General features: G+C 30.9%; 17 protein-coding genes. 14 read left to right on the top strand and 3 right to left on the bottom strand.

Annotated features, from left to right (window positions below):
- Window positions 1-12: 12 nt before the first annotated feature.
- On the bottom strand, window positions 13-2,169 hold the full coding sequence (locus tag KQH81_RS01865; RefSeq protein ID WP_230028766.1) for a MucBP domain-containing protein: 2,157 nt from the start codon (window positions 2,167-2,169) through the stop codon (window positions 13-15).
- Window positions 2,170-2,344: 175 nt separating this feature from the next.
- On the opposite strand from KQH81_RS01865, the gene KQH81_RS01870 reads away from it, so the two are divergent.
- From KQH81_RS01870 to KQH81_RS01890, 5 genes are all read left to right on the top strand, one after another.
- The gene (locus KQH81_RS01870; protein ID WP_027638785.1) at window positions 2,345-3,226 is read left to right on the top strand and encodes an N-acetylmuramoyl-L-alanine amidase family protein; all 882 of its coding nucleotides are present in this window, start codon (window positions 2,345-2,347) and stop codon (window positions 3,224-3,226) included.
- Between the two features lie 116 nt (window positions 3,227-3,342).
- Window positions 3,343-3,906 (top strand): hypothetical protein, encoded by a 564-nt coding sequence (locus KQH81_RS01875; protein ID WP_027638784.1) that lies wholly within the window; start codon window positions 3,343-3,345, stop codon window positions 3,904-3,906.
- A gap of 13 nt (window positions 3,907-3,919) precedes the next feature.
- Window positions 3,920-4,603: a hypothetical protein gene (locus KQH81_RS01880; RefSeq protein ID WP_074846257.1), complete on the top strand. Its 684-nt coding sequence runs from the start codon at window positions 3,920-3,922 to the stop codon at window positions 4,601-4,603.
- A 44-nt stretch (window positions 4,604-4,647) separates the two neighbouring features.
- Complete coding sequence (locus KQH81_RS01885; RefSeq protein WP_099335448.1) at window positions 4,648-5,067, top strand: DUF2383 domain-containing protein; 420 nt, start codon at window positions 4,648-4,650, stop codon at window positions 5,065-5,067.
- 105 nt (window positions 5,068-5,172) lie between these two features.
- On the top strand, window positions 5,173-5,700 hold the full coding sequence (locus KQH81_RS01890; protein ID WP_099335449.1) for a hypothetical protein: 528 nt from the start codon (window positions 5,173-5,175) through the stop codon (window positions 5,698-5,700).
- A 140-nt stretch (window positions 5,701-5,840) separates the two neighbouring features.
- Here KQH81_RS01890 and pcp read toward each other — a convergent pair whose 3' ends face one another.
- A complete protein-coding gene (pcp, locus tag KQH81_RS01895) occupies window positions 5,841-6,485 on the bottom strand; it encodes a pyroglutamyl-peptidase I (protein ID WP_027638780.1) in 645 nt (214 codons plus the stop codon).
- A gap of 187 nt (window positions 6,486-6,672) precedes the next feature.
- On the opposite strand from pcp, the gene KQH81_RS01900 reads away from it, so the two are divergent.
- The 9 genes from KQH81_RS01900 to uvsE all read left to right on the top strand — a co-directional run bounded on the left by KQH81_RS01900 (window position 6,673) and on the right by uvsE (window position 18,751).
- Window positions 6,673-7,713 carry a M42 family metallopeptidase gene (locus KQH81_RS01900; protein ID WP_099335450.1) on the top strand — a complete coding sequence of 347 codons (1,041 nt, stop codon included), beginning with the start codon at window positions 6,673-6,675 and terminating at the stop codon, window positions 7,711-7,713.
- Window positions 7,704-8,702, top strand: a complete 999-nt coding sequence (locus tag KQH81_RS01905; protein ID WP_074846246.1) for a M42 family metallopeptidase — start codon at window positions 7,704-7,706, stop codon at window positions 8,700-8,702. Before KQH81_RS01900 ends, KQH81_RS01905 begins: the two co-directional genes overlap by 10 nt.
- A 24-nt stretch (window positions 8,703-8,726) precedes the next feature.
- Window positions 8,727-9,701 carry a M42 family metallopeptidase gene (locus KQH81_RS01910; protein WP_027638777.1) on the top strand — a complete coding sequence of 325 codons (975 nt, stop codon included), beginning with the start codon at window positions 8,727-8,729 and terminating at the stop codon, window positions 9,699-9,701.
- Window positions 9,702-9,863: 162 nt separating this feature from the next.
- Window positions 9,864-12,080, top strand: coding sequence for a bifunctional diguanylate cyclase/phosphodiesterase (locus KQH81_RS01915; RefSeq protein ID WP_230028768.1), 2,217 nt, complete (start codon window positions 9,864-9,866; stop codon window positions 12,078-12,080).
- An 811-nt stretch (window positions 12,081-12,891) separates the two neighbouring features.
- Window positions 12,892-13,242, top strand: a complete 351-nt coding sequence (locus tag KQH81_RS01920; RefSeq protein WP_027638775.1) for a hypothetical protein — start codon at window positions 12,892-12,894, stop codon at window positions 13,240-13,242.
- Between the two features lie 11 nt (window positions 13,243-13,253).
- Window positions 13,254-14,573: an alkaline phosphatase family protein gene (locus tag KQH81_RS01925; protein ID WP_027638774.1), complete on the top strand. Its 1,320-nt coding sequence runs from the start codon at window positions 13,254-13,256 to the stop codon at window positions 14,571-14,573.
- A 46-nt stretch (window positions 14,574-14,619) separates the two neighbouring features.
- The gene (locus KQH81_RS01930) at window positions 14,620-15,843 is read left to right on the top strand and encodes a TcaA 3rd/4th domain-containing protein (RefSeq protein ID WP_074846242.1); all 1,224 of its coding nucleotides are present in this window, start codon (window positions 14,620-14,622) and stop codon (window positions 15,841-15,843) included.
- 215 nt (window positions 15,844-16,058) lie between these two features.
- Window positions 16,059-17,642 (top strand): DUF11 domain-containing protein, encoded by a 1,584-nt coding sequence (locus KQH81_RS01935; RefSeq protein WP_099335453.1) that lies wholly within the window; start codon window positions 16,059-16,061, stop codon window positions 17,640-17,642.
- Window positions 17,643-17,797: 155 nt separating this feature from the next.
- Window positions 17,798-18,751 (top strand): UV DNA damage repair endonuclease UvsE, encoded by a 954-nt coding sequence (gene uvsE, locus KQH81_RS01940; RefSeq protein WP_099335454.1) that lies wholly within the window; start codon window positions 17,798-17,800, stop codon window positions 18,749-18,751.
- A 98-nt stretch (window positions 18,752-18,849) separates the two neighbouring features.
- On the opposite strand, the gene mnmA is transcribed toward uvsE, so the two are convergent.
- Window positions 18,850-19,977 (bottom strand): tRNA 2-thiouridine(34) synthase MnmA, encoded by a 1,128-nt coding sequence (gene mnmA, locus KQH81_RS01945; RefSeq protein WP_027638770.1) that lies wholly within the window; start codon window positions 19,975-19,977, stop codon window positions 18,850-18,852.
- Window positions 19,978-20,178 lie beyond the last annotated feature (201 nt).

Here is a 20,178-nt window from a genome sequence, read left to right on the forward strand (position 1 = left end):
ATTTAATCAACTTTAAAATTTTTTTAATGATTTACGTTTTATAGTAATTCCAGCTAAAACAATCAATGATGCAGAGGCTATTATTATATATGATATTAGGTTATTAGGATCTCCAGTCTTAGGAGTATTGTTTCCTGTGTTATTATCATCAGGAACAGGCACCGTACTATCTTTTGAATAATAATAAATTACATCTTTGTTTTCAGTGGCAAAAGTACCATTAGCATTGTAAGGTGTTTGAACAAGTGAATAACCTTTTACTTTTTTAGCTGAAGTTTCGTATTTATCACCAACATAACCAGCTAAAACTTCATTAGGAGCAATTGGTTTATTAGAGTTTTTATCTAAATATTTAACAGTAACAGTACCTTTAAGATGTTTATAATAATAAGTCACAGTTTGAGGCTCTTCCTTAAAAGTACCATTAGCATTTTCAGGAGTTTCAACTAATTCGTAACCATATATAGCTTTAGAAGTAGTAGAATACTCTTCTCCAATTGTTCCATTTAGATTTTCATGAGGAGCAAGCTCCTTATTAGACCCTTGCTCTAAATGTTTAACAGTAACAGTAGAAACACATGGTACGGCTTTTCTATAATAATAAATAACAGTTTGAGGAAGTTCTAAGAACACTCCTTTTGCGTTAATTGATGCTCTAACAAAATCATAACCAGGAATATTTTTAGCTGAAGTTTCGTATTTATCACCAACATAACCAGTTAAGACTTCATCAGGAACAAGAGATTTAAGAGTTTTTTCCTCAACATACTTTACATTAACAACACTTTGACGATGTTTGTAATAGTAAGTTACAGTTTGAGGCTCTTTTTTGAAGGTTCCATTGGCGTTTTCAGGGACCTTAGTTAATTGATAGCCATAGATATATTTAGCAACAGTATAGTATTCTGTACCTACAGCACCAATTATAGTTACATCATGAGATAATTCTTTATTAGAACCCTCTTCTAAATATTTAACAGTAACAACACCATCAGTATTAGGAGTATTGAAAATATTTTTTGAACAAATAGAACCACAAGCACATTGATTAAATAAATATTGGTTTTGGAAATTTGTTATTTCAGGAATTTTTGTGTTCCATGATCCTTTTACTTCAACTGCAGTAATACTTGAAGTGTTCATATTAAATGGAATAAAAGGAGTTACAGTAAAACTTAGAGATGGACCTGGGGAAAGCTGTTTTACAACTAAGGTTAGTACTCCGTTATTATATTTTGATGATACAAGCTTTCCATTATCTATATTTCCTATTTTAAAGTTGTCTGTATTTAACATGAAATTTTTGCCGTTTATCAAAGCGTCAATTTTGATTGAATAAGTTATTAATTCATATTTAGGATCATCAAGAATTTTAGATATGCTAATTATATTTTCTTTTTCTGTAGTTACGGTAAAGGGAGCAGTAAAACCTTTTTTACCGTCTATGGTTTTATATTCTATTGAATTTGAGGATTTTAAAGTGCTTACTAAATTGCCGGAAGTTGATAGTTTTAGTGTTGGAAGATCAAAAGGTGAGCTGACTTTTTTTATACCATCTTTAACAGCAACTACTTGTATTTTAGGCATTACTTTAGTTTTCCAGTATAATCCTGAAGCAGGTAAGGTAACTGTTATAAATGTGTCTAAGCATGAATTGGATTTAATCTTTGATGAGGAACTAAACGGTTTAGAATACATTTTAGAATTATAACCATTGACTATGGTATTTTTTCCATCATCAGTTGTATCTTTAGGATCTCCATTAGTATTTATCCAATATCCTAAAAATTTGCCGGTTCCATCTTCTCTAGGGTCAGCTACTGATTGAATATAAAGCTCATCTAAATCATATAACTGATTACCTTTACTATTTAAAGATATTTTAATATTATAGTTTGCAACTTTGCCAGTACTTACATTATCAAGCAATGAAAAATCTTTGCCTGGAAAATAGGTGTTAGCAGGTTTACCAAGAGAATAAATGCCTGTTAGAGTTGGAGTTTCAACGCATTTAGTCTCAAGGGTTATACCTAAGTCAGAAGAGATGTCTACGGATTTTGTTTCAGCTCGAGCTGATGTAGAAAAGTAAGGAATTAGTAAGAAAAGACTTACTAATGCAGCCACCCTTTTTAAGATTTTCTTTTTAGAGTTTAATAGCTTTTCCTGCATTTGTAAAACCTCCTGAAATATACTCATTATATAATATGTAAACGATTAATATATGTGAGGGTAATAGGTATATTCTGAACTATAAATTATATAAAAAGATAGAAAGGTTATGGAAAAATTAGTATAATGAGAATATAAAGATTTACAATCATTGAAAATAAAAAGGAGAAAGTCAATGAAAAAGAAAACACATCTGATTTTAATCAGCATAATGGCTTTGGCAGTAGTATCATTTGTTCTTTACAAAGAAAAAGTTAAGGAAGTTCCACTTGATAATACAGCATCAATGGAAGATACAGAAAATGATAAGAATCCAAAGGATGTGGAAAATACAATAGAAGACGATAAACAGGAAAAAGAAGAGGCCGCAAGGACTAAGGAAACTGAAAAGGAATTTGAAGATAAAACGAGAAAAACAAAAGAAAAAAATAATATAACCATAGTAATAGATCCTGGACATGCGGTTAAGGCAAATTTAGAAAAAGAACCGTTATCTCCAGGATCAAATGTTATGAAGATAAAGGACGGTGGAGGTGCTTCAGGCGTAGTTACAGGCATACCTGAATACAAGATAGCCATGAGAGTAGCAAAAGAATTAAATGAAAAGTTAACAGCTAAAGGATATAACTCTGTTATGACGAAAACAGATGAAAATTTAAGCCTTGGGAATGTTGAACGGGCAGAAATAGGAAATAAAGCTAACGCAGATTTGGTAATAAGACTACACTGTGATTCTTTTGATAATGCATCAGCAAAAGGAGCCTCAATACTAATTCCTAAAGGAGTAAATGAAAATACAAAAGCTATTGCAGCTTCAAGTGAAAAATACGGAAAGATACTATTAGACACATATTGTAGCAAAATGAACATAAAAAACAGAGGGTTAATCTATTCCGAAGATATGACAGGATTTAACTGGTCCAAAGTTCCTGTAGTACTAATAGAAATGGGCTTTCTATCAAATCCAGATGAAGATAATATGATGTCAGAATCATCATTCCCAGAAAAGTCGGCAACAGCCATAAGCGAAGGAATAGAGAAGATATTTCCGAGATAATAGAAAACTTAGACATAATTAAATTCGCCTATACAGATTCATTTAAATTTATGAATATAAGAAAATCATACGATGGCATTTGAAACCATACTAGATTGAGTATAAGGAGGATTAATATGAAAGAGAAAAAAACTAAAAAAATAACCTCAATTATGGTAAGTACGGTTGTTGTTTTACTTCTAGGTGGAATATGGATAGATTCATATTATTCTAAGATAGAGAGGAAAAATTACAAAATAGAGAGAACGAATAGTTTGGTAGCAGGAAAGTTGAATAATGACAGTGGAGATTTGTATGTGGCGGCTAAGAAAGTTCTAGAAGATGGTTTTCTAAGTGAGGAAAAGCTTGAATATATGATAGCACAGAGTAAATTGGTCAATGAGAAGTTATTTTTTTTAAATGATGAAGATATTACTCTTTACCATATTGTTCCTTATGGAGAAATATTAAATAAAGATAACTTTGAGGTAAAAGATAACGTATATTATTTGAATGATAAAACAAAGGAGGTTTTTAAAGATATAGTTGAAAGCACAGAGATAATATGTAATTGGAAGGCTCCTAGTGATAAGCGAGAAAAAAATCTTTATACTGACGACATAGAGAAGCAGTGGAGGGACAGTATATATGAACTACAAAACAGTTTATGGGAATGGAAAAGCCAGAGTAATAATCATTAGGAGGTTACTATAAATGAAGGAATTTAGGATCAAAGCTATAATATGGGGATGTTTATTTATTTTTAGTATGTTATTTTCAGAATTAGGAATATCTTATATATGGATTTTGGTATTGCTAGGATTTTTAGCATCAAGAAGTGAAAACTTTAGAGAGTGCAGGACTTCATTTGTAGCAATAGGAGTATTTGCAATTATTCTTGTAATTGCGCTTCCACTAACAATTTCAAATAAAGAGCTTGATACAATTTCTATTTCGGTAAGCAATATAGAAGAACATGGCAACAATATTTATATAAAAACTAAAGAGATTCTGGATAAAGGTGAAATCACCAGTGAAGAATTAGCATATATAAATAAAGAAAAAGATGAAATATCTCAGTGGTGTGCAGTATTTGATAGGCAGTCAGATATAATAGGATTGGGGAATGTAATAATATTACAAGGAGATAATGCAAGAAATGTGTTTGCAAATCAAGATGAAGATATTTTTAATATAGAACAACGTATAAGGAAGTTAGATAAGAGTGAACTAATAGATGTGGAAAGACAGTGGCTACAGGATGTGAGAAGCAGAATTCATGATATTTTAATGTCAAAAATAATTCAAGAAGGATATGGAGAATATTATAATTTTAGCAAATGGAGAGTTAGATATCTCTACCTTGATCTTTACAAGATAATTCATTCAGATAAATAAATTTTGTCCTTTCTGAGAAAACTAATAAAAAAGGAGGGATAATCATGGATACAGAAAGTTTAAATGAATATCTTCAAGGAATATATATGGGAATTGAAAGTTTTAAAGGATTTGAAAACAAATGTAATGTAGAAGATAGTTTGAAGGCTTTAGTTAGTGAAACTAAAAGCATGTATCATAATCATGCAGCTATAATTTCTGACAGAATAATGGATCTAGGTGGAGATCCACCAAAGAGCTTAAGTGTTGCTGGAAAAATGGCAGAAAAGATGTCAGAGGTAAAGAACATTTTTGTTAACACTGAAGAAGAAATAAGAGATAAAGCAATAGAAAGCATGAAGATGGGAATAGATTTAGAGGAAAAATTTCTACAAAACCATCCAGACATCGATGGAGAAAGCAAGACACTTATACAAGGAACTATCAAAGAAGATAAAGACCAGCTTCAAAAATTTATGAATTAGAAAGCAGTTTAGGCTGTTATTATAAAATAATATGACAAAAGCATTTTATCTTAAATTTTTAGATAAAGTGCTTTTATTTTTAGAAATTGAGGGAGTGTTTAAAAGATGAAAGGGATAAATAAAAAGTATATAGTTGGAGTTTCTGTGACTGCTATATGTATTTTATGCTTTATAATTTATTTTACCTATGGAGACAAATCAAAAATAATAGACAGAGAATTAGAGAAAATTTATTCTCTGCCTCAGAACTATAGTATAGAACAGGCAGTTAAAGACGGAATGGTTGATGTAAGTAAAGTATTAGAAAAAGAAAATAAGAATATAAATAAGTTTTTATTAAAAGTAAATCAGAAGGGATGGGCAGTTTTAAAAACTGTTGAGGACTCAGAGGAAGGACCTGTCATTACTATGTATGTTTTTGATGATAGAATAGATGAGATAAGAACATGGAAGTACACCGTCACAAAACAAGGTGGACAATCTCCTGACAGATGTTTTAAATCTTACTATACAACTGATAATAATGAGATTTCTACAGTTTACCTAGTAAATATAAAAAATTCACAAAGACCAAATAGTGACTCAGAAATATTAAAGGACGAACCTCTATATTCATATAAGAAATCAAATTAAAAGGGCCTAAGCATAAGCTTAAGCCCTAAATTTTTATGAGTATTTAAGCAAATCTAAATTTGCAACAATAGCTTTGAATAGTGCCATAGGCATCTATTCAAAAAAACTCTTCACTTTTCACTACGTAACTCTTAACTAAATTAGCAGATTGATCCACCACTTACAGTTAAGTCTTCGTTATTTTCTACAGCAGCTTTTATACAGCATTCTAATCCTTTTGCTATATCATCAAGGCTTAGAGAAGGCGTATTTTTCTTATCTAAAACTTGGCTTGTTGTAAATGGAACGTGAATAAACCCACCCTTCATATTTGGATATTTCTTATCTATAAGATAAAGAACTCCGTACATTAAGTGATTACACACGTAAGTACCAGCAGTAGTTGAAAGAGAACCTGGAATACCATTGTTCTTCATTTCTTGAACCATAGCTTTTACTGGAAGATTAGTGAAGTAAGCATTTGCTCCATCTTCAAAAATCTTTGTATCTATAGGTGCATTTCCTTCGTTATCCTTTATTCTAGCATCATCTAAGTTTATAGCAACTCTCTCAGGAGTTATATCAAATCTTCCACCAGCTTGACCAACACAAATAACTATGTCAGGAGTGTATTTAGCTATATATTCAGAAACTTTTTCTACTGACTTTCTAAAAACTGTAGGTATTTCTACCTTGATAACCTCTGCACCTGCAATGTTATCACTAACCTTTTTAACTGCCTCTAAAGCAGGGTTAACTGGCTCTCCACCAAATGGATCGAATCCTGTTATCAATACTCTTGTCATAATTTCACCTCTCAAGATGTTATTTTCTTTTATTTTATCATAATTAGTCTTAAAAATCACCATGAATTCTTTTACAAGCAGAAAATTTAAAATTTTAACAAATTATACAGAGGATTTTAAGATTTAAAAGAAGAAAGATTAAAAGTAGAGGTCTGAAAAAATTAACTATGGAAAGGCGTGAAAATTCATGGATGAAAAATCAGCACTAATAGAGCTTACAGAAGCTCATGGTCCAAGCGGAAGAGAAAACATGATACATCCCATGTTGAAAAGATATTTTTCACCTTATGGAGAGGTGTGGAGTGATAACATAAATAATTTGTACACCTTAAAAAAGGGCAGAGGAAATAATTCAATAATGATATTAGCACATAGTGATGAGATATTCCTTATGGTCACAGAGATAATTGATAATGGTTTTTTAAGGGTTGTATCCAAAGGAATTGATGCAAAAACTTTAGTATCTCAGGAAGTCATAATTCATGGAAGAAAAACTATAAAGGGAGTTATAGGTATAAAACCACCACACCTCATGAATGACAAGGAAAAGACAGGAGCAGTTACTATAGAGGGACTTTTAGTTGACACAGGATATTCAAAGGAAGCTCTAGAAAAAATTGTAGAAGTAGGAGATTATATAACTCTTAGCAGAAAATGTACTGAACTCTTAAATAACAATATGGCATGCAAATGTGCAGATGATAGGGCAGGAGTAGTAGCAATGCTTTCTTGTGCAAAGGAGCTTGAAAACTCAATTCATGATTTGGATGTTTATTTTGTTTCTGGAGTTCAAGAGGAAGTTGGTCTAAGAGGAGCTAAAGCCGCAGCTTACAATGTAAAACCTAAGATTGCAATAGCGTTAGATACAACTTTTGATAATGGAAGATTTGGTGATGATTATAGGGAAAATGAATTAGGAAAAGGACCTTCTATATGTATAGGACCCAATATTCATCCTAAGGTTAGAAAGAAGATAATGGAGGTAGCAAAGGAGTACAATATTCCTTTTCAGCTTGAAGTAGAACCAGGGTCCACAGGAACTGATGCTTGGGCTATACAGGTTACAAGAGATGGAATACCAACATTGCTTTTATCAATACCAATAAAATATATGCACACTTCAGTAGAGGTAGTTAATATCGATGACATAAAAAACACAGGAAAACTTATGGCAAGGTTTATTGAAAAATTAAAGGATGATGAATTGGAGGACTTGATATGCTTTTAGAAACTTTATGCAATGCTTCAGGACCTACCGGTTTTGAATGTGATGTAAGAAAGATAATAATAGATGAGGTAAAACCTTATGTAGATGAAATAAAAGTAGATACTATGGGTAACATAATTGTCCACAAGAGTGGAAAAGGAAAGAAGGTACTTGTGGATGCTCATATGGATGAAGTAGGCTTTATCATAACAGGTTTTAATAAAGACGGTACTTTAAGATTTTCAGCTTTGGGTGGAGTTAATAGCAAAATAATACCATCAAAGGTTGTGCTTATAGGAGAGAATAAAATTCCAGGAGTTATAGGAATAAAACCTATACACCTTCAAGGAAAAGAAGAAAGAAAAAATGGAATAACATATAGAGATTGTGCTATTGACATAGGAGCTAAGGATGAAGAACAGGCTAGAAGTAAGGTAGAGCTTGGAGATTATGCAGTATTTGATGTGGCTATGGAGGAATTCGGAGAAGGTCTTATAAAAGGAAAAGCCTTTGATGACAGAATGGGATGCTACCTTCTTATAGAAGCTTTAAAAGAGAACTATGCCTGTGATTTGTATGGAGTTTTTGCTGTACAGGAAGAGATAGGGGATAGAGGATCATATGCTGCCAGTTATGCTGTAATGCCAGATATAGGAATAGCTCTTGAGGGAACTATATGTGCAGATATGCCGTCTGTACCAAGCTATCAAAGTGCAACGACAGTTGGATGTGGTCCTGCTATATCTATTATGGATGTAACGAGTATATTTAATGATGATATAGCACAGGACATAATTAAGGTAGCGGAAAAGGAAAATATAAAGTATCAAAGAAGAAGAGCTGTAGCAGGAGGAAATGATGCTGGAGCTATATCCATGGTTGGAAGCGGTGCTAAGATAGCAACACTATCAGTTCCATGCAGGTATATTCACTCAGCAATTTCTGTAGCATCAAAAGAAGATATAGATAACGGAATAAAATTATTAAAAGCATATTTGAAAACTTTATAAGAGATTTTAGAGGGAGGATTAGAAATGAAACCTTTATTGGATAAATTAATACACACTTTTGGAGTTACAGGTCGTGAGGATAATATAAAAGAGGTTATAAAAAAGAGAATACAAGAACTTGGACTTGAAAGTTCAACAGATAATATGGGGAATGTAGTAGTTACACTTAGCCAAGGAAAAGAATCGGAAAAATGTATGATATCAGCTAATATGGACACTGCTGGACTTATAGTAAACTTTATAGAAGATAATGGATACTTAAGAGTACATCCTATAGGAAAATTTAATGCTTCAGAGGTAGCAAATGGACTTGTAGTCTTTCAAAATGGAGTAACAGGCAGATGTTGTTTATGTAAAAAAGATGGCGATATAGAAGACATGTATGTAGATATAGGTGCATCATCTAAGGAAGAAGCAGCAAAACTAATCAAAGAAGGTTATGTAGCTGCATTTAAAGGAGAAAGCATTACTCAAGGTAGATTTATAATGGGACCTAACCTAACAAATAGAGCAGCGTGTTATGTGCTTTTACAGGTTATAGAGAATTTAGTCAATGACAATAAGATTAAGGATATAAATAAAAATGTGACAATAGCCTTTACAACTCAAAGCTATTTAAGGCTAAAAGGGGCAAAAGCTATTATCCATACTGTGGAGCCTGATAAAGCTTTAGTAATAGATACTGAAGAGGCAGGGGATACTTTAGGTGGAAATGGAGCTTTAAAGTTAGGCAAAGGTCTAGGACTTAGAGTAATGGATGGAAACTTAATAATTCATCATGAAATGAAGGAAGAACTTCAATCTTTAAGTGAAGGAAAGCTTATAAATATAGTAAGCACAAAATCGAGCGATGGTGGAATTATTCAAAAAGAAGGCAAAGGCGCTAAGGTGGGTGTTATAGCCATACCTTGCAGATACCCTAACACTTCTCAGGAAGTAATGTCAGAGGATGATATTGAAATGGCTGAGAATCTTATAGAAAAGTTTATTGTGATATAATTGAAAAGATAAAATTATAGTAAATATGATGAAGGCACAAAAAATCAGTGATGAATATATTTTTATGTTAATAATATTGTATGCGAATATTGACAATAAGACGAGTTAAAAAATATAATGTAATTTTATATGAAGAAATGAGATGTGATCAGGGAGAAAAGGATGGAAAATCATAAAAAGTTAGCGATTAGAAGCATGAAAGTAATAGGTATGTTTATATTAGTTTTTGCAATTTCTAGTGTCCTACTAATTAAACTAGTTATTGATCAGCATATAGAAACTTCACAGAGGTCTTTATACGAAGTTGCTATTCGAAGTCAAAAAATGATTAAAAATCAGCTAAAAAGGGACTTAAATGAAATAGATACAATTGCATACATATTATCAATAAATCGCGATGAAAGTCTAAATTCGATGATAGACTTTGTTAGAGAAGACGATAAAATGAACAGCTTTAAAAGAATTGCATTCATTGGAAAAGATGGGGTGGGTTATGAAATAAAATCTGGAGAAATTTATAATCTTCCAAAGGATATGCTTAGCATAGAATGGATTCAAAAAGGATTCAATGGTGAAACTATATTATCTCATACAGAAAAAGATAAGGGAAATGTAGGTAACGTAAACTACTATGTAAAGCCTGTTGAGAATGAAGAAGGAGTTTTTGGTGTTGTTGTAGGCGTTATAGATAATTCGATATTAACGAATATTATTGCAAGTACTACTTTAGGCATAGACAGTATTACAAGAATAATTGAAAGCTCTACTGGGGAACTAGTTACTGGGAATGAGCTTGAACTTGATAAAGTTGCCATGGATGAAGAGGATTTTAAATGTATAAATGAAAAGATAAAAAATACTAAGGATAATGTTTTTTCATGTAAACTTAAGCAAGGAGAAATGTTGGTAACGTATATTCCCATGGATATAAATGATTGGATACTTCTAAGCGTTGTTCCTGAAAAGTTTGCTATAGAGAAGTATGATTATATAGTTGGAATCACTGCTGTATGCATAGCTATAATTATCGCAGGTTTTTGTGCTTTAATTTACTGTATAATTAAAATAGAAAAAAGTAAAGATGAAGAGATTTTAAATCTAGCCTATTATGATAGAGTTACAGGTGCATTTAATAAGGATAAGTTTAAAAAGGAAGCTTGTATGCTTATGGATGATAGGAAGTGTAATTATGCAGTTGCCTTTATTGATATAGTAAATTTTAAACTTATAAATGAAATATTCACTTATGAAAATGGAAATAAGTTTTTGAAATACATTGCAAAAGTTATTAGTGAAAACATAGGAGAAGATGAAATATATTTCAGGAATAATGATGATAAGTTTGGAGTGTTATTAAAATTAGAAGATGAAGAAATATTGTTAGAGAGACTTAGAGATATAGGAGAACAGATAAAAGACTTTCCTATTAAAAAGAATCAAAAATATAATATTATGCTCAAATTTGGTATATACGTTATTGAATATAACAAAACTAATATAGATTTTGAAATATGTATAGACCGTGCACAAATGGCTCTTGTAAAAGCAAAGAAAAGTTACAATAATCAATATGAATTCTATGATGAAGACATGCATAAGAGTACCATTATGAAGCATATTGTTGAAAATAATATAGAGCAGGCTTTAGAAGCTAAAGGATTTAGCGTTTATCTTCAGCCTAAATATGATTTAGCGAGAGAAACCATTTCAGGAGCAGAAGCATTAGTTAGATGGAATAATGAACAATATGGGATTATGTCTCCAAACATGTTTATACCTATATTTGAGGAAAATGGATTTATAATCCAATTAGACAGATATGTGTTAAGACGTGTGTGTAGAATGATAAATCAATGGAAGGAAAAAGGATATCCTCTATTTCCTATTTCAGTAAATCAATCTAGAATAAATTTTTATCAAGAAGAGTATATAGATGAACTAAAAAATATAATAGAAACTGAAAATATTGACCCTAAAATGATAATTATAGAGATAACTGAAAATGTAGTAATAGAAAATTTTGATACTATCAAAGATACTGTTGAGAAGTTAAGAGAATTAGGTTTTGCTATATCTATGGATGATTTTGGATCGGGATATTCATCTCTTAATATACTAAAGAATTTATTTATAGATGAGCTTAAACTTGATAAGAAGTTTTTAGAAAATTCATCTGATTCTTATAGGGAAGAAAAAATAATAGCCAAGATCATAGATTTAGCTAAAGCTTTATCAATAAAAACTGTATCAGAGGGTGTAGAAACAGAAAGACAAGTTCATTTTTTAAAGTCAGTTGGATGTGATATAGGTCAAGGATATTTTTTCTCAAAACCTATTCCTATAGATGAATTTGAAGCTAAAATATTTAAAAAAAGTTAAAAAAATAAGGGCATCTTCAAAGATGCCTTTATTTTTGTGTAAAAAAAGTCCTCTACATTAGTAGAGGATTAGGAAGAGTGATTAATATTATCACGTAGTACATTTATTCTGTACTTTATATGCAAGGAACAAGTTTAAGTAACTTGACAACTATAAATACATTATACAATATTAAAAAGAAAAATCAAATAATAAATGAAAAAAATATATAACTATTGCGAAAAAAAATAATTTTTAAAATTTAAGATATTGACAGTATTTCAAAGAATTAACTAGAATAAGCAGGATAATTAAGTGTATTATATAAAAATAGATTAGCTTGATAAAAAACTAAAATATATAGAAAAGATATACAATTTTAAAAATTATTGAAATATATAAATGTAAATGTTGGAAATTAACATATCTAAAATTATAAAATTGTATAATAAAAATGAAGAGAGTCGATGAAATATAAATACATAATTTAGGACTAAGAATAATTAAATTGTATTAAAATAAACAAACACATATTAAAATGTTACATCTATAAAATTATTGATTTATTATAAGAATCACATGTATTTCATCAAAAATAGATATTATCCACAAAAATAACTACTGAAAATACAAGGGATTACACAAATATTAAAAAAATAATAAACATGATATCAAGAGGTAAACCACAAAAAAAACATACTTATTCACAATTTATGCACAGAAAATGTGGATAACTTTTTAAAATGTGAAAAACTTATTGAATTTTCATTCAAAAATTTTGACATAGCTTTTTTTAAACATTATATTATTATTAAAGAGAGGATGGGGTAGTATGAACAATTGGATAAAAACTATTATAATTGGGAACTTATATTGCTTAGTATTTTTAGGACTTGGGGCATTATTTAAATTTAATTGGATAAGTATAGCAAATGGATTGTTTTATAGTATATCTTTATTTGTTATTGTAGGACTTATTGCTATGCTTAACCCCAAAAAAACATTGATAAAAAATGGTGAATCAATTAAGAGGGTTCCGCTTAAGGAAAGATTAACAAAGGGAAATGATATGATATCAAAGGGATATAGGTTGTTCTTATATTGCTTTATAATAAGTTTAATAATCGCGGTTTATTCCTATTTTATTTATGAAATTGGAGCAAAAGCTCTTGGAATAGTGTAAGGAGAAAATATATGGAAAATGGTATTGAAAGATCCAAATATCTTATAGTAATTTCATTAGATTCTTTAAATACAAGAGATTTGGATTATATAAAAGAGCTTCCGAATTTTAAAGAGATTTTAAAGAAAGGAGCTTACATAAAAAAAGTTCAAGGAGTATATCCTTCGTTAACTTATTGTGCACATACTTCTATGGTTACGGGAATGTATCCAGATCGACATGGCATATATAACAATGAGATATTTGATCCTTATGCAGAGATACAGCGCTGGAATTGGGAATCTAAGTATATAAAGACTAAAACTATAGTAGATGCTGCAAAGGAAAAAGGTCTTAAAATAGCATCTATTTTTTGGCCTGTCATGGGAAAATGCAAAGCAGACTATGTAATACCGGAGATTTGGCCTGTAAATGGTGAAAATCAAGCGGTTGTCACAATAAAAAATGGGACACCATTTTATGTTTTAGATAATTTTCTGCGTTATAGAAAAGAACTTGACGGAAAGAAAGAACCAAACTTAGATGAATTTATTTTAAAGATAATAGAGAGAACCATAATAAAAAAGAAACCAAATCTAATTTTGGCGCATCTCATACATGTGGATGAATTTAGGCATTTATATGGTACATTTTCCGATAAAGCAAAAGAAGCACTTAAAGCATCTGATGGAAGAATAGGAAAAATAATAGAGGCTTCTCAAAAAGCTGGAACTTATGATGATACTACTTTTATAATATTAGGAGACCATGGATTTAGGGATGTAAAATATATGGTTAATTTAAATGTTGCTTTAGAAAAAGAAGGATTTATAGAATTGGATAAAGACGGTAGTTTGAAATCATGGAAAGTATTTTGTAACACTAGTGATGGAAGTGCACAAATTCATATAAAAGATGAATTCAAAGATGAATTGAGAAGTAAGGTTTTTGAAATTCTACATTCATGGATGAAGGATTATGGAATAGCAGAAGTTTACTCTAAAGATCAGTGTAGAGAAAAAAAAGTAGATGGCGATTTTGAATTTATGATAGAAGCTGAAGATGGATACTATTTTAGAAACTTTTTAAGAGGACATCATGTAGTTGAAGAAATAGAACCAGAAAACATGAACAAGAGTCAAGACGAAAGACATGTTGCCACTCATGGCTATGATCCAGATAGAGACGATTATAAATCTTTATTTATTGCCTGCGGAAGGTCAGTAAAAGGAGGAGCAGTTTTAGAAACAGGATGCTTAGTTGATGCTGCACCAACCTTCGCAGAGATATTGGGTATAGATTTTAATGGAACTGAAGGTAACGTATTAAAAGAACTCTTAAAGGAAAGATAGAAACTTAAAAGATGAGGTGAATACAATAGACGCATTCAAAGAAAAAATGAAGAAGTATTGGAATATTGTAATTGATACATTAAAAAAGTACGATAACAAGAGGAATAGAATTATAGCTCTGTGCGCAGTAGCTTTAATAGTTGGTGTTTCAAGTTACTTATGGGTTTCAAGAGATGATAGCAGGACAAAGACTATAAACAAATTTGAAGCTGTTTTAAAGAGTAGAAATCCATACAATGTATACAAACAGATAAGCTTTGAAAATAAAGGTATAAAGCTTAATGATGAAAATATAAAACCTTTTGTGGATTATATAAATTCAGATGAAACTAGAAGGGATGAAATCTTAAGGTCATTAAGGTTTGACAACTCAGAGGGAGATAAGCTTATAAGTGTAAAAAATGATGGTAATAAATATTTTATCGAACTTAAGGGTATTTATATGACATTATCAACAAATCTTAAAGATACAGAGATTTATCTTCAAGATAAGCTTTATTGCAGAAGCGATAGAGATAACTACTCTGAAAAATTTGGACCTTTAATTCCTGGAATTTATGATATAAGAGCTAAAATAAAAGGTCCATTTGGGGAAATAGAATCTTCAGATAAATTTTCTTTAATAAGCAAAAATTCAAAGGTAGATATACCTGTGAAGGCAGTAAATGTAAGCGTGGAAGGAAACTACACAGACAGTAAAGTATTTATAAATGGAGAAGACACAGGAAAGACTATAGATCAATTCAAAAATATAGGGCCTATGCCAAGTGATGGATCTTTAAAAATTCATGTGGAAAAGAACTTTCCATGGAGCGTGGTAAAAAGTGAGGAAAAAGCAGTAGAGCATTTATCTTATTTAAGATTTGATTTAAATCCGATGACAGAGGAGTTAAGAAAGAATTTAGAGGTTTCATATAATGAATTTTATAAAAATTTCTTTGAAGCATTAAATAAAGAAGATATTAACCTTATAACAGGATGCACTGAAAGGGTGAAAAAATCTCTTTATGTCAGATATAACAAGAAATCTCTTATAATAAGCAACAGCTATAATCTTGAAGATTTGAAGTGGCAAAAGGATGCTATATCTATAGAAAATAAAGATGGAATCTTTTCAACATTTGCTATAGCAGATGTGAGCTATAAGGAAAAGAAAAGTTTATCCATAATTCCATTAAATGAAGAGAAAAAGAATGTATCATTTAAAACTGTAATGACGTATAATACTGAGAGTAATAAATGGATAGTTACTGAAGTAAGCGAAATATAGATTTTGCTAAAATAAAATATAAGAGAAAATTTAGAGGGTTCTGGGAAAATCTCAGGACTCTTTTTAGGTTGAAATAAAATGTAATAAAAAGGGAGTTTCTATTGTAAGGGTATAAAATTTATGTGGAATTTTATTATACCTGTAACAAATATGTAGTTTATTCATAGAATGTATTAGTATCATAAATATCCTAAAGATGATAAGGAGAGATGTAAATGGATAACAAGGAATTCAAATCATTTATAAGTGATGTTGATGAATTCGTAGAATGTACATGTAATAATGGAGAAGCATATTTTGACTTTGGAGAAGATGTACAATCTGATGATGAGTCAATGGAATTTATGAGTGATGACCTAAATAACTTTGATAATATTAGTATAGAAGAATTAACAAAAGAAGTTGACAATTTAGATCAAGGATTTGAGTTTTCAGAAAAATGGGAATATGGTAGTGATAGTTTTGGATGTAATGATGGTTTTAAGGACTATATAGGTGAAGTAGAAGTAGATGATAAATGTTGCTGTGGACATCATGAGAATCCTTGCTGTAAACATGGAAACTGTGAAAATCAATCTTGTTTTCAACAAGATGGAAACTGCGAAAACGATTGCTTTAAACCATGCAAACCACATCCCAAATATGCTTGTCTTAAAGTTTATAAGCATGTAGACAAGAGTGAAGCTTTAGACGGAGAAGTATTAAGATATTGCATAAAGATAGAGAATAAGGGAAACGCAACAGCATTTAATATAAAATTAACAGATATTCTTCCACTAGGTTTAAGCTTGATTAAGGGATCATTAAAAGTTTCAGGATGTCATCGCTGTCATAGAGGAACATTGAGTAATCTCAGCTTAGGTTCTCTTGAACCATGCGAAATAATAAAGATAACTTTTGAAGCAAGAATTGCATGCGGAACTTCAGGAATATTAACAAACTTTGCAGATGTAACTTATTGTTACGCAACTAGCAGATGTGGAGATATAAAGTGTGACAGTACTAGAAGTAATAATGCTGTAACGAATGTAACAACAACTCCAATAAGTATGGTTATGACCGCTAATAGAACTGTAGTTTCAGTAGGTGAAGAGATTGTTTATAACGTAAGTATTACTAATAATGGTGCAATTCAAGTTGACAACTTTACACTAAAGGATACTTTAGACTCTGATTTATCCTGCATAGAGGTTAGAGTTGGATCTACTATTTACCCATGTAGTGGATTAGCAAGTGGAATAAATATAGGTTCATTAGGACCTGGAGAAACTAAGAATGTTTCTATTAGAGCTAGGGTTCAGGACTTCCCAAGTGATGGAGTAATAAATAATTCAGCAACAGGAACATTTACTAGAAATGGACAACAATTATGCCCTGTTAGCAGTAATACTGTTTCAGTGAATGTGGTGTTATATATGTGCAGACCAGCATCAGTTGAAGATAAGATAAGAGTATCTTGTGCAAATGGACCAGTTCATACAGTAACAGACGCTATTGCAAATGTAAAAGTTTTAGATGTCAAAGAAGAAAGAAAATGCGGTTGTGAATGTGGAAGGTACAAGAAGGTTCGTGTATCTGGAATAATAAATCTATGCATCAAATATGATACTTGTTCTGGATGTGAGAAGAAAATCATAAAGAAAGTACCTTTCTGTATGACTATAAAGGTACCTCGTAGCTTCGTTTATAATAAGAATTACTGCATAACAGTAGAACCAAAAGAAATATGTACAAAGATTTGCTGTGGATTTGAAATTGCAACTATAATAAAATTAATTGTATGCTTAGTTAGCTTATAGGATTTAAACTCAATATAACTTTCTAAAATACGACCTCTATATTGCGATATGGAGGTCTTTTTATAATGTCTAAATGAAAGCTATGTAAATATAAAAGGATAAAGCTATAAAAGTTGGTTAAATTATATTTATAAATAAGAGTATGGGGTGAATATATGAGAGTTAGACTAGGTTACGTAGCTATAGCTTTAAATCTTCCTAAAGTTACTTCATCCAGTTCAGTGACATTCACAAATTACAATAAAATATCTAATGAAGAAGAAAAACTCGATAAGCTAAAAAAAGTAACTTTATCAAATTTAGATGACCTCATGAAAATACTTCAATACAATGTCGAACATGACATACATTTTTATAGAATAACATCTACATTAGTTCCGCTTGGAACGCATCCAGAAGTTATGTGGAATTATAGAAGTATATTTAAAAAAGATTTTAAGTACTTAGGAGATTTTATAAAGCTCAACAACTTAAGAGTAGATACTCATCCTAATGAATTTAATGTTATAAATAGCATAAGAGAAGATGTAGTTGAAAATACAATAAGAAATTTATGGGCTCATATTCATCTATTTGAAGATATGGGTTACGAAAATGGCAAAATGGTACTTCATGTAGGCAGTAGTCAGGGAGGAAGAAAGAATGCCATGGAAAGGTTTATAAGAAATTTTAAATCACTACCAAAAGATATAAGTGAAAGGGTGATACTAGAAAATGATGATAAAACTTTTACGGCTCAGGAAGTCTTACGTATCTGCAAAGAAGTTAACGCACCGATGGTCTTTGATGTTCATCATCACTTGTGTAATAATCAGGGCGAAGCAGTTGAAACTTTTCTAGAGGATATATTTCATACATGGGATAAGGAAGTATATCCTCCAAAAGTTCATTTCTCATCTCCAAAAGAGGGAGATAGGGATAGAAAACATCACGATTATATAAATAGTTATGACTTTATGAAATTTATTGAAGATTGCAAAAGGATAAATAGAGATATAGATGTGATGATAGAAGCCAAAGGCAAAGATCAGGCTATGTTCAAACTAATTGATGAACTTAGAGAAAAAGCTGGATATACGTGGATTGATGGGACCAGTTTTGAAGTTTAGCGTAGTGAAGAGTGAAAAGTTCAGCAGGGAACAGGGAAAGATAATGGTTTGAGAAAAAGGCTGCCTATAATGAGCAGCCTTTTGTTACCTATAAAATTTTAAAACTTCGCTTCTATAAGTTTGTTTAATTTATTCTCATTTTTGTAGTATGCATCTATGATTCCTCCGCCTAGGCATACTGGACCGTCGTAGAAAACTACTTCTTGACCTGGAGTTATGGCCTTTTGAGGCTCATCAAATTCAACTATAGCACAATTATTATTCTTTATGTGAATAGTAACTCCTTGGTCAGGCTGACGATATCTGAATTTAGCTGTGCATTTGAAAACAGGTGGTTTTTCTTTTTCGCTTATCCAGTTGATATCAGTAGCTTTTAACCCTAGAGAATAAAGTCTAGGATCTTGTTCACCTTGAACTACAAATAGTGTATTTGTTTTTAAATCTTTATTCACAACGAACCAAGGTTCGCCAGCACCACCTATACCGAGACCTTTTCTTTGACCTAGAGTGTAGTGCATAAGTCCAACATGCTCGCCAAGTACTTTTCCTTCAGGAGTTTTTATAGGACCTGATTTTGCAGGCAGATAGTTGTTTAAAAACTGCCTAAAATTTCTCTCACCAATAAAGCATACACCTGTGCTATCTTTCTTTGTAGCAGTAGCTAAATCCTGCTCTTTAGCTATTCGTCTAACTTCTGATTTTTCAATATCACCTACAGGGAAAATGCTCTTGCTTAACTGCTTTTGATTTAATTGACATAAGAAATATGTCTGATCTTTATTTGGGTCATCACCTCTTAAAAGTCTATATTCACCATCATGGAAGTCTACTTTAGCATAATGTCCCATAGCTATGTAATCTGCGCCTATTTGCATTGCAAAATCTAGAAACGCTTTAAATTTAATTTCTTTATTGCACATTACATCCGGATTTGGAGTTCTTCCCTTTTTATATTCTGATAGGAAATATTCAAAAACTCTATCCCAGTATTCCTTAACGAAATTTACAGTGTAATAAGGTATATCTAGCTTTTGGCAAACAAGTCTAACGTCTTCGTAATCATCAACTGCTGTACATGCTCCGTTATCATCTTTCTCATCCCAGTTTTTCATGAAGACACCTACAACATTATAGCCTTGCTCCTTTAAAAGATAAGCTGCTACGGAGGAGTCAACTCCACCTGACATACCTAAAACAACTTTAGTATCTTTTGGATCTTTTTTCATCTATCTTATCAACCTTTCATTTAATATCAAAATCTCTTATTTAATAATACCCTTAATTGATAAAAATTAAAAGTCCTCCATTATATTAATATTTTCAGTGATACTACTGTAGTTATTATAACTTCTTTTTTATAAATAATTAAATTTATTTAATTTTTTATTATAAATCCGGATGTTTTTTTGATGTTTTTATATTTATGA

It is taken from the genome of Clostridium cadaveris (genome assembly GCF_020911725.1).
GTDB classification, from domain to species: domain Bacteria; phylum Bacillota; class Clostridia; order Clostridiales; family Clostridiaceae; genus Clostridium_X; species Clostridium_X cadaveris.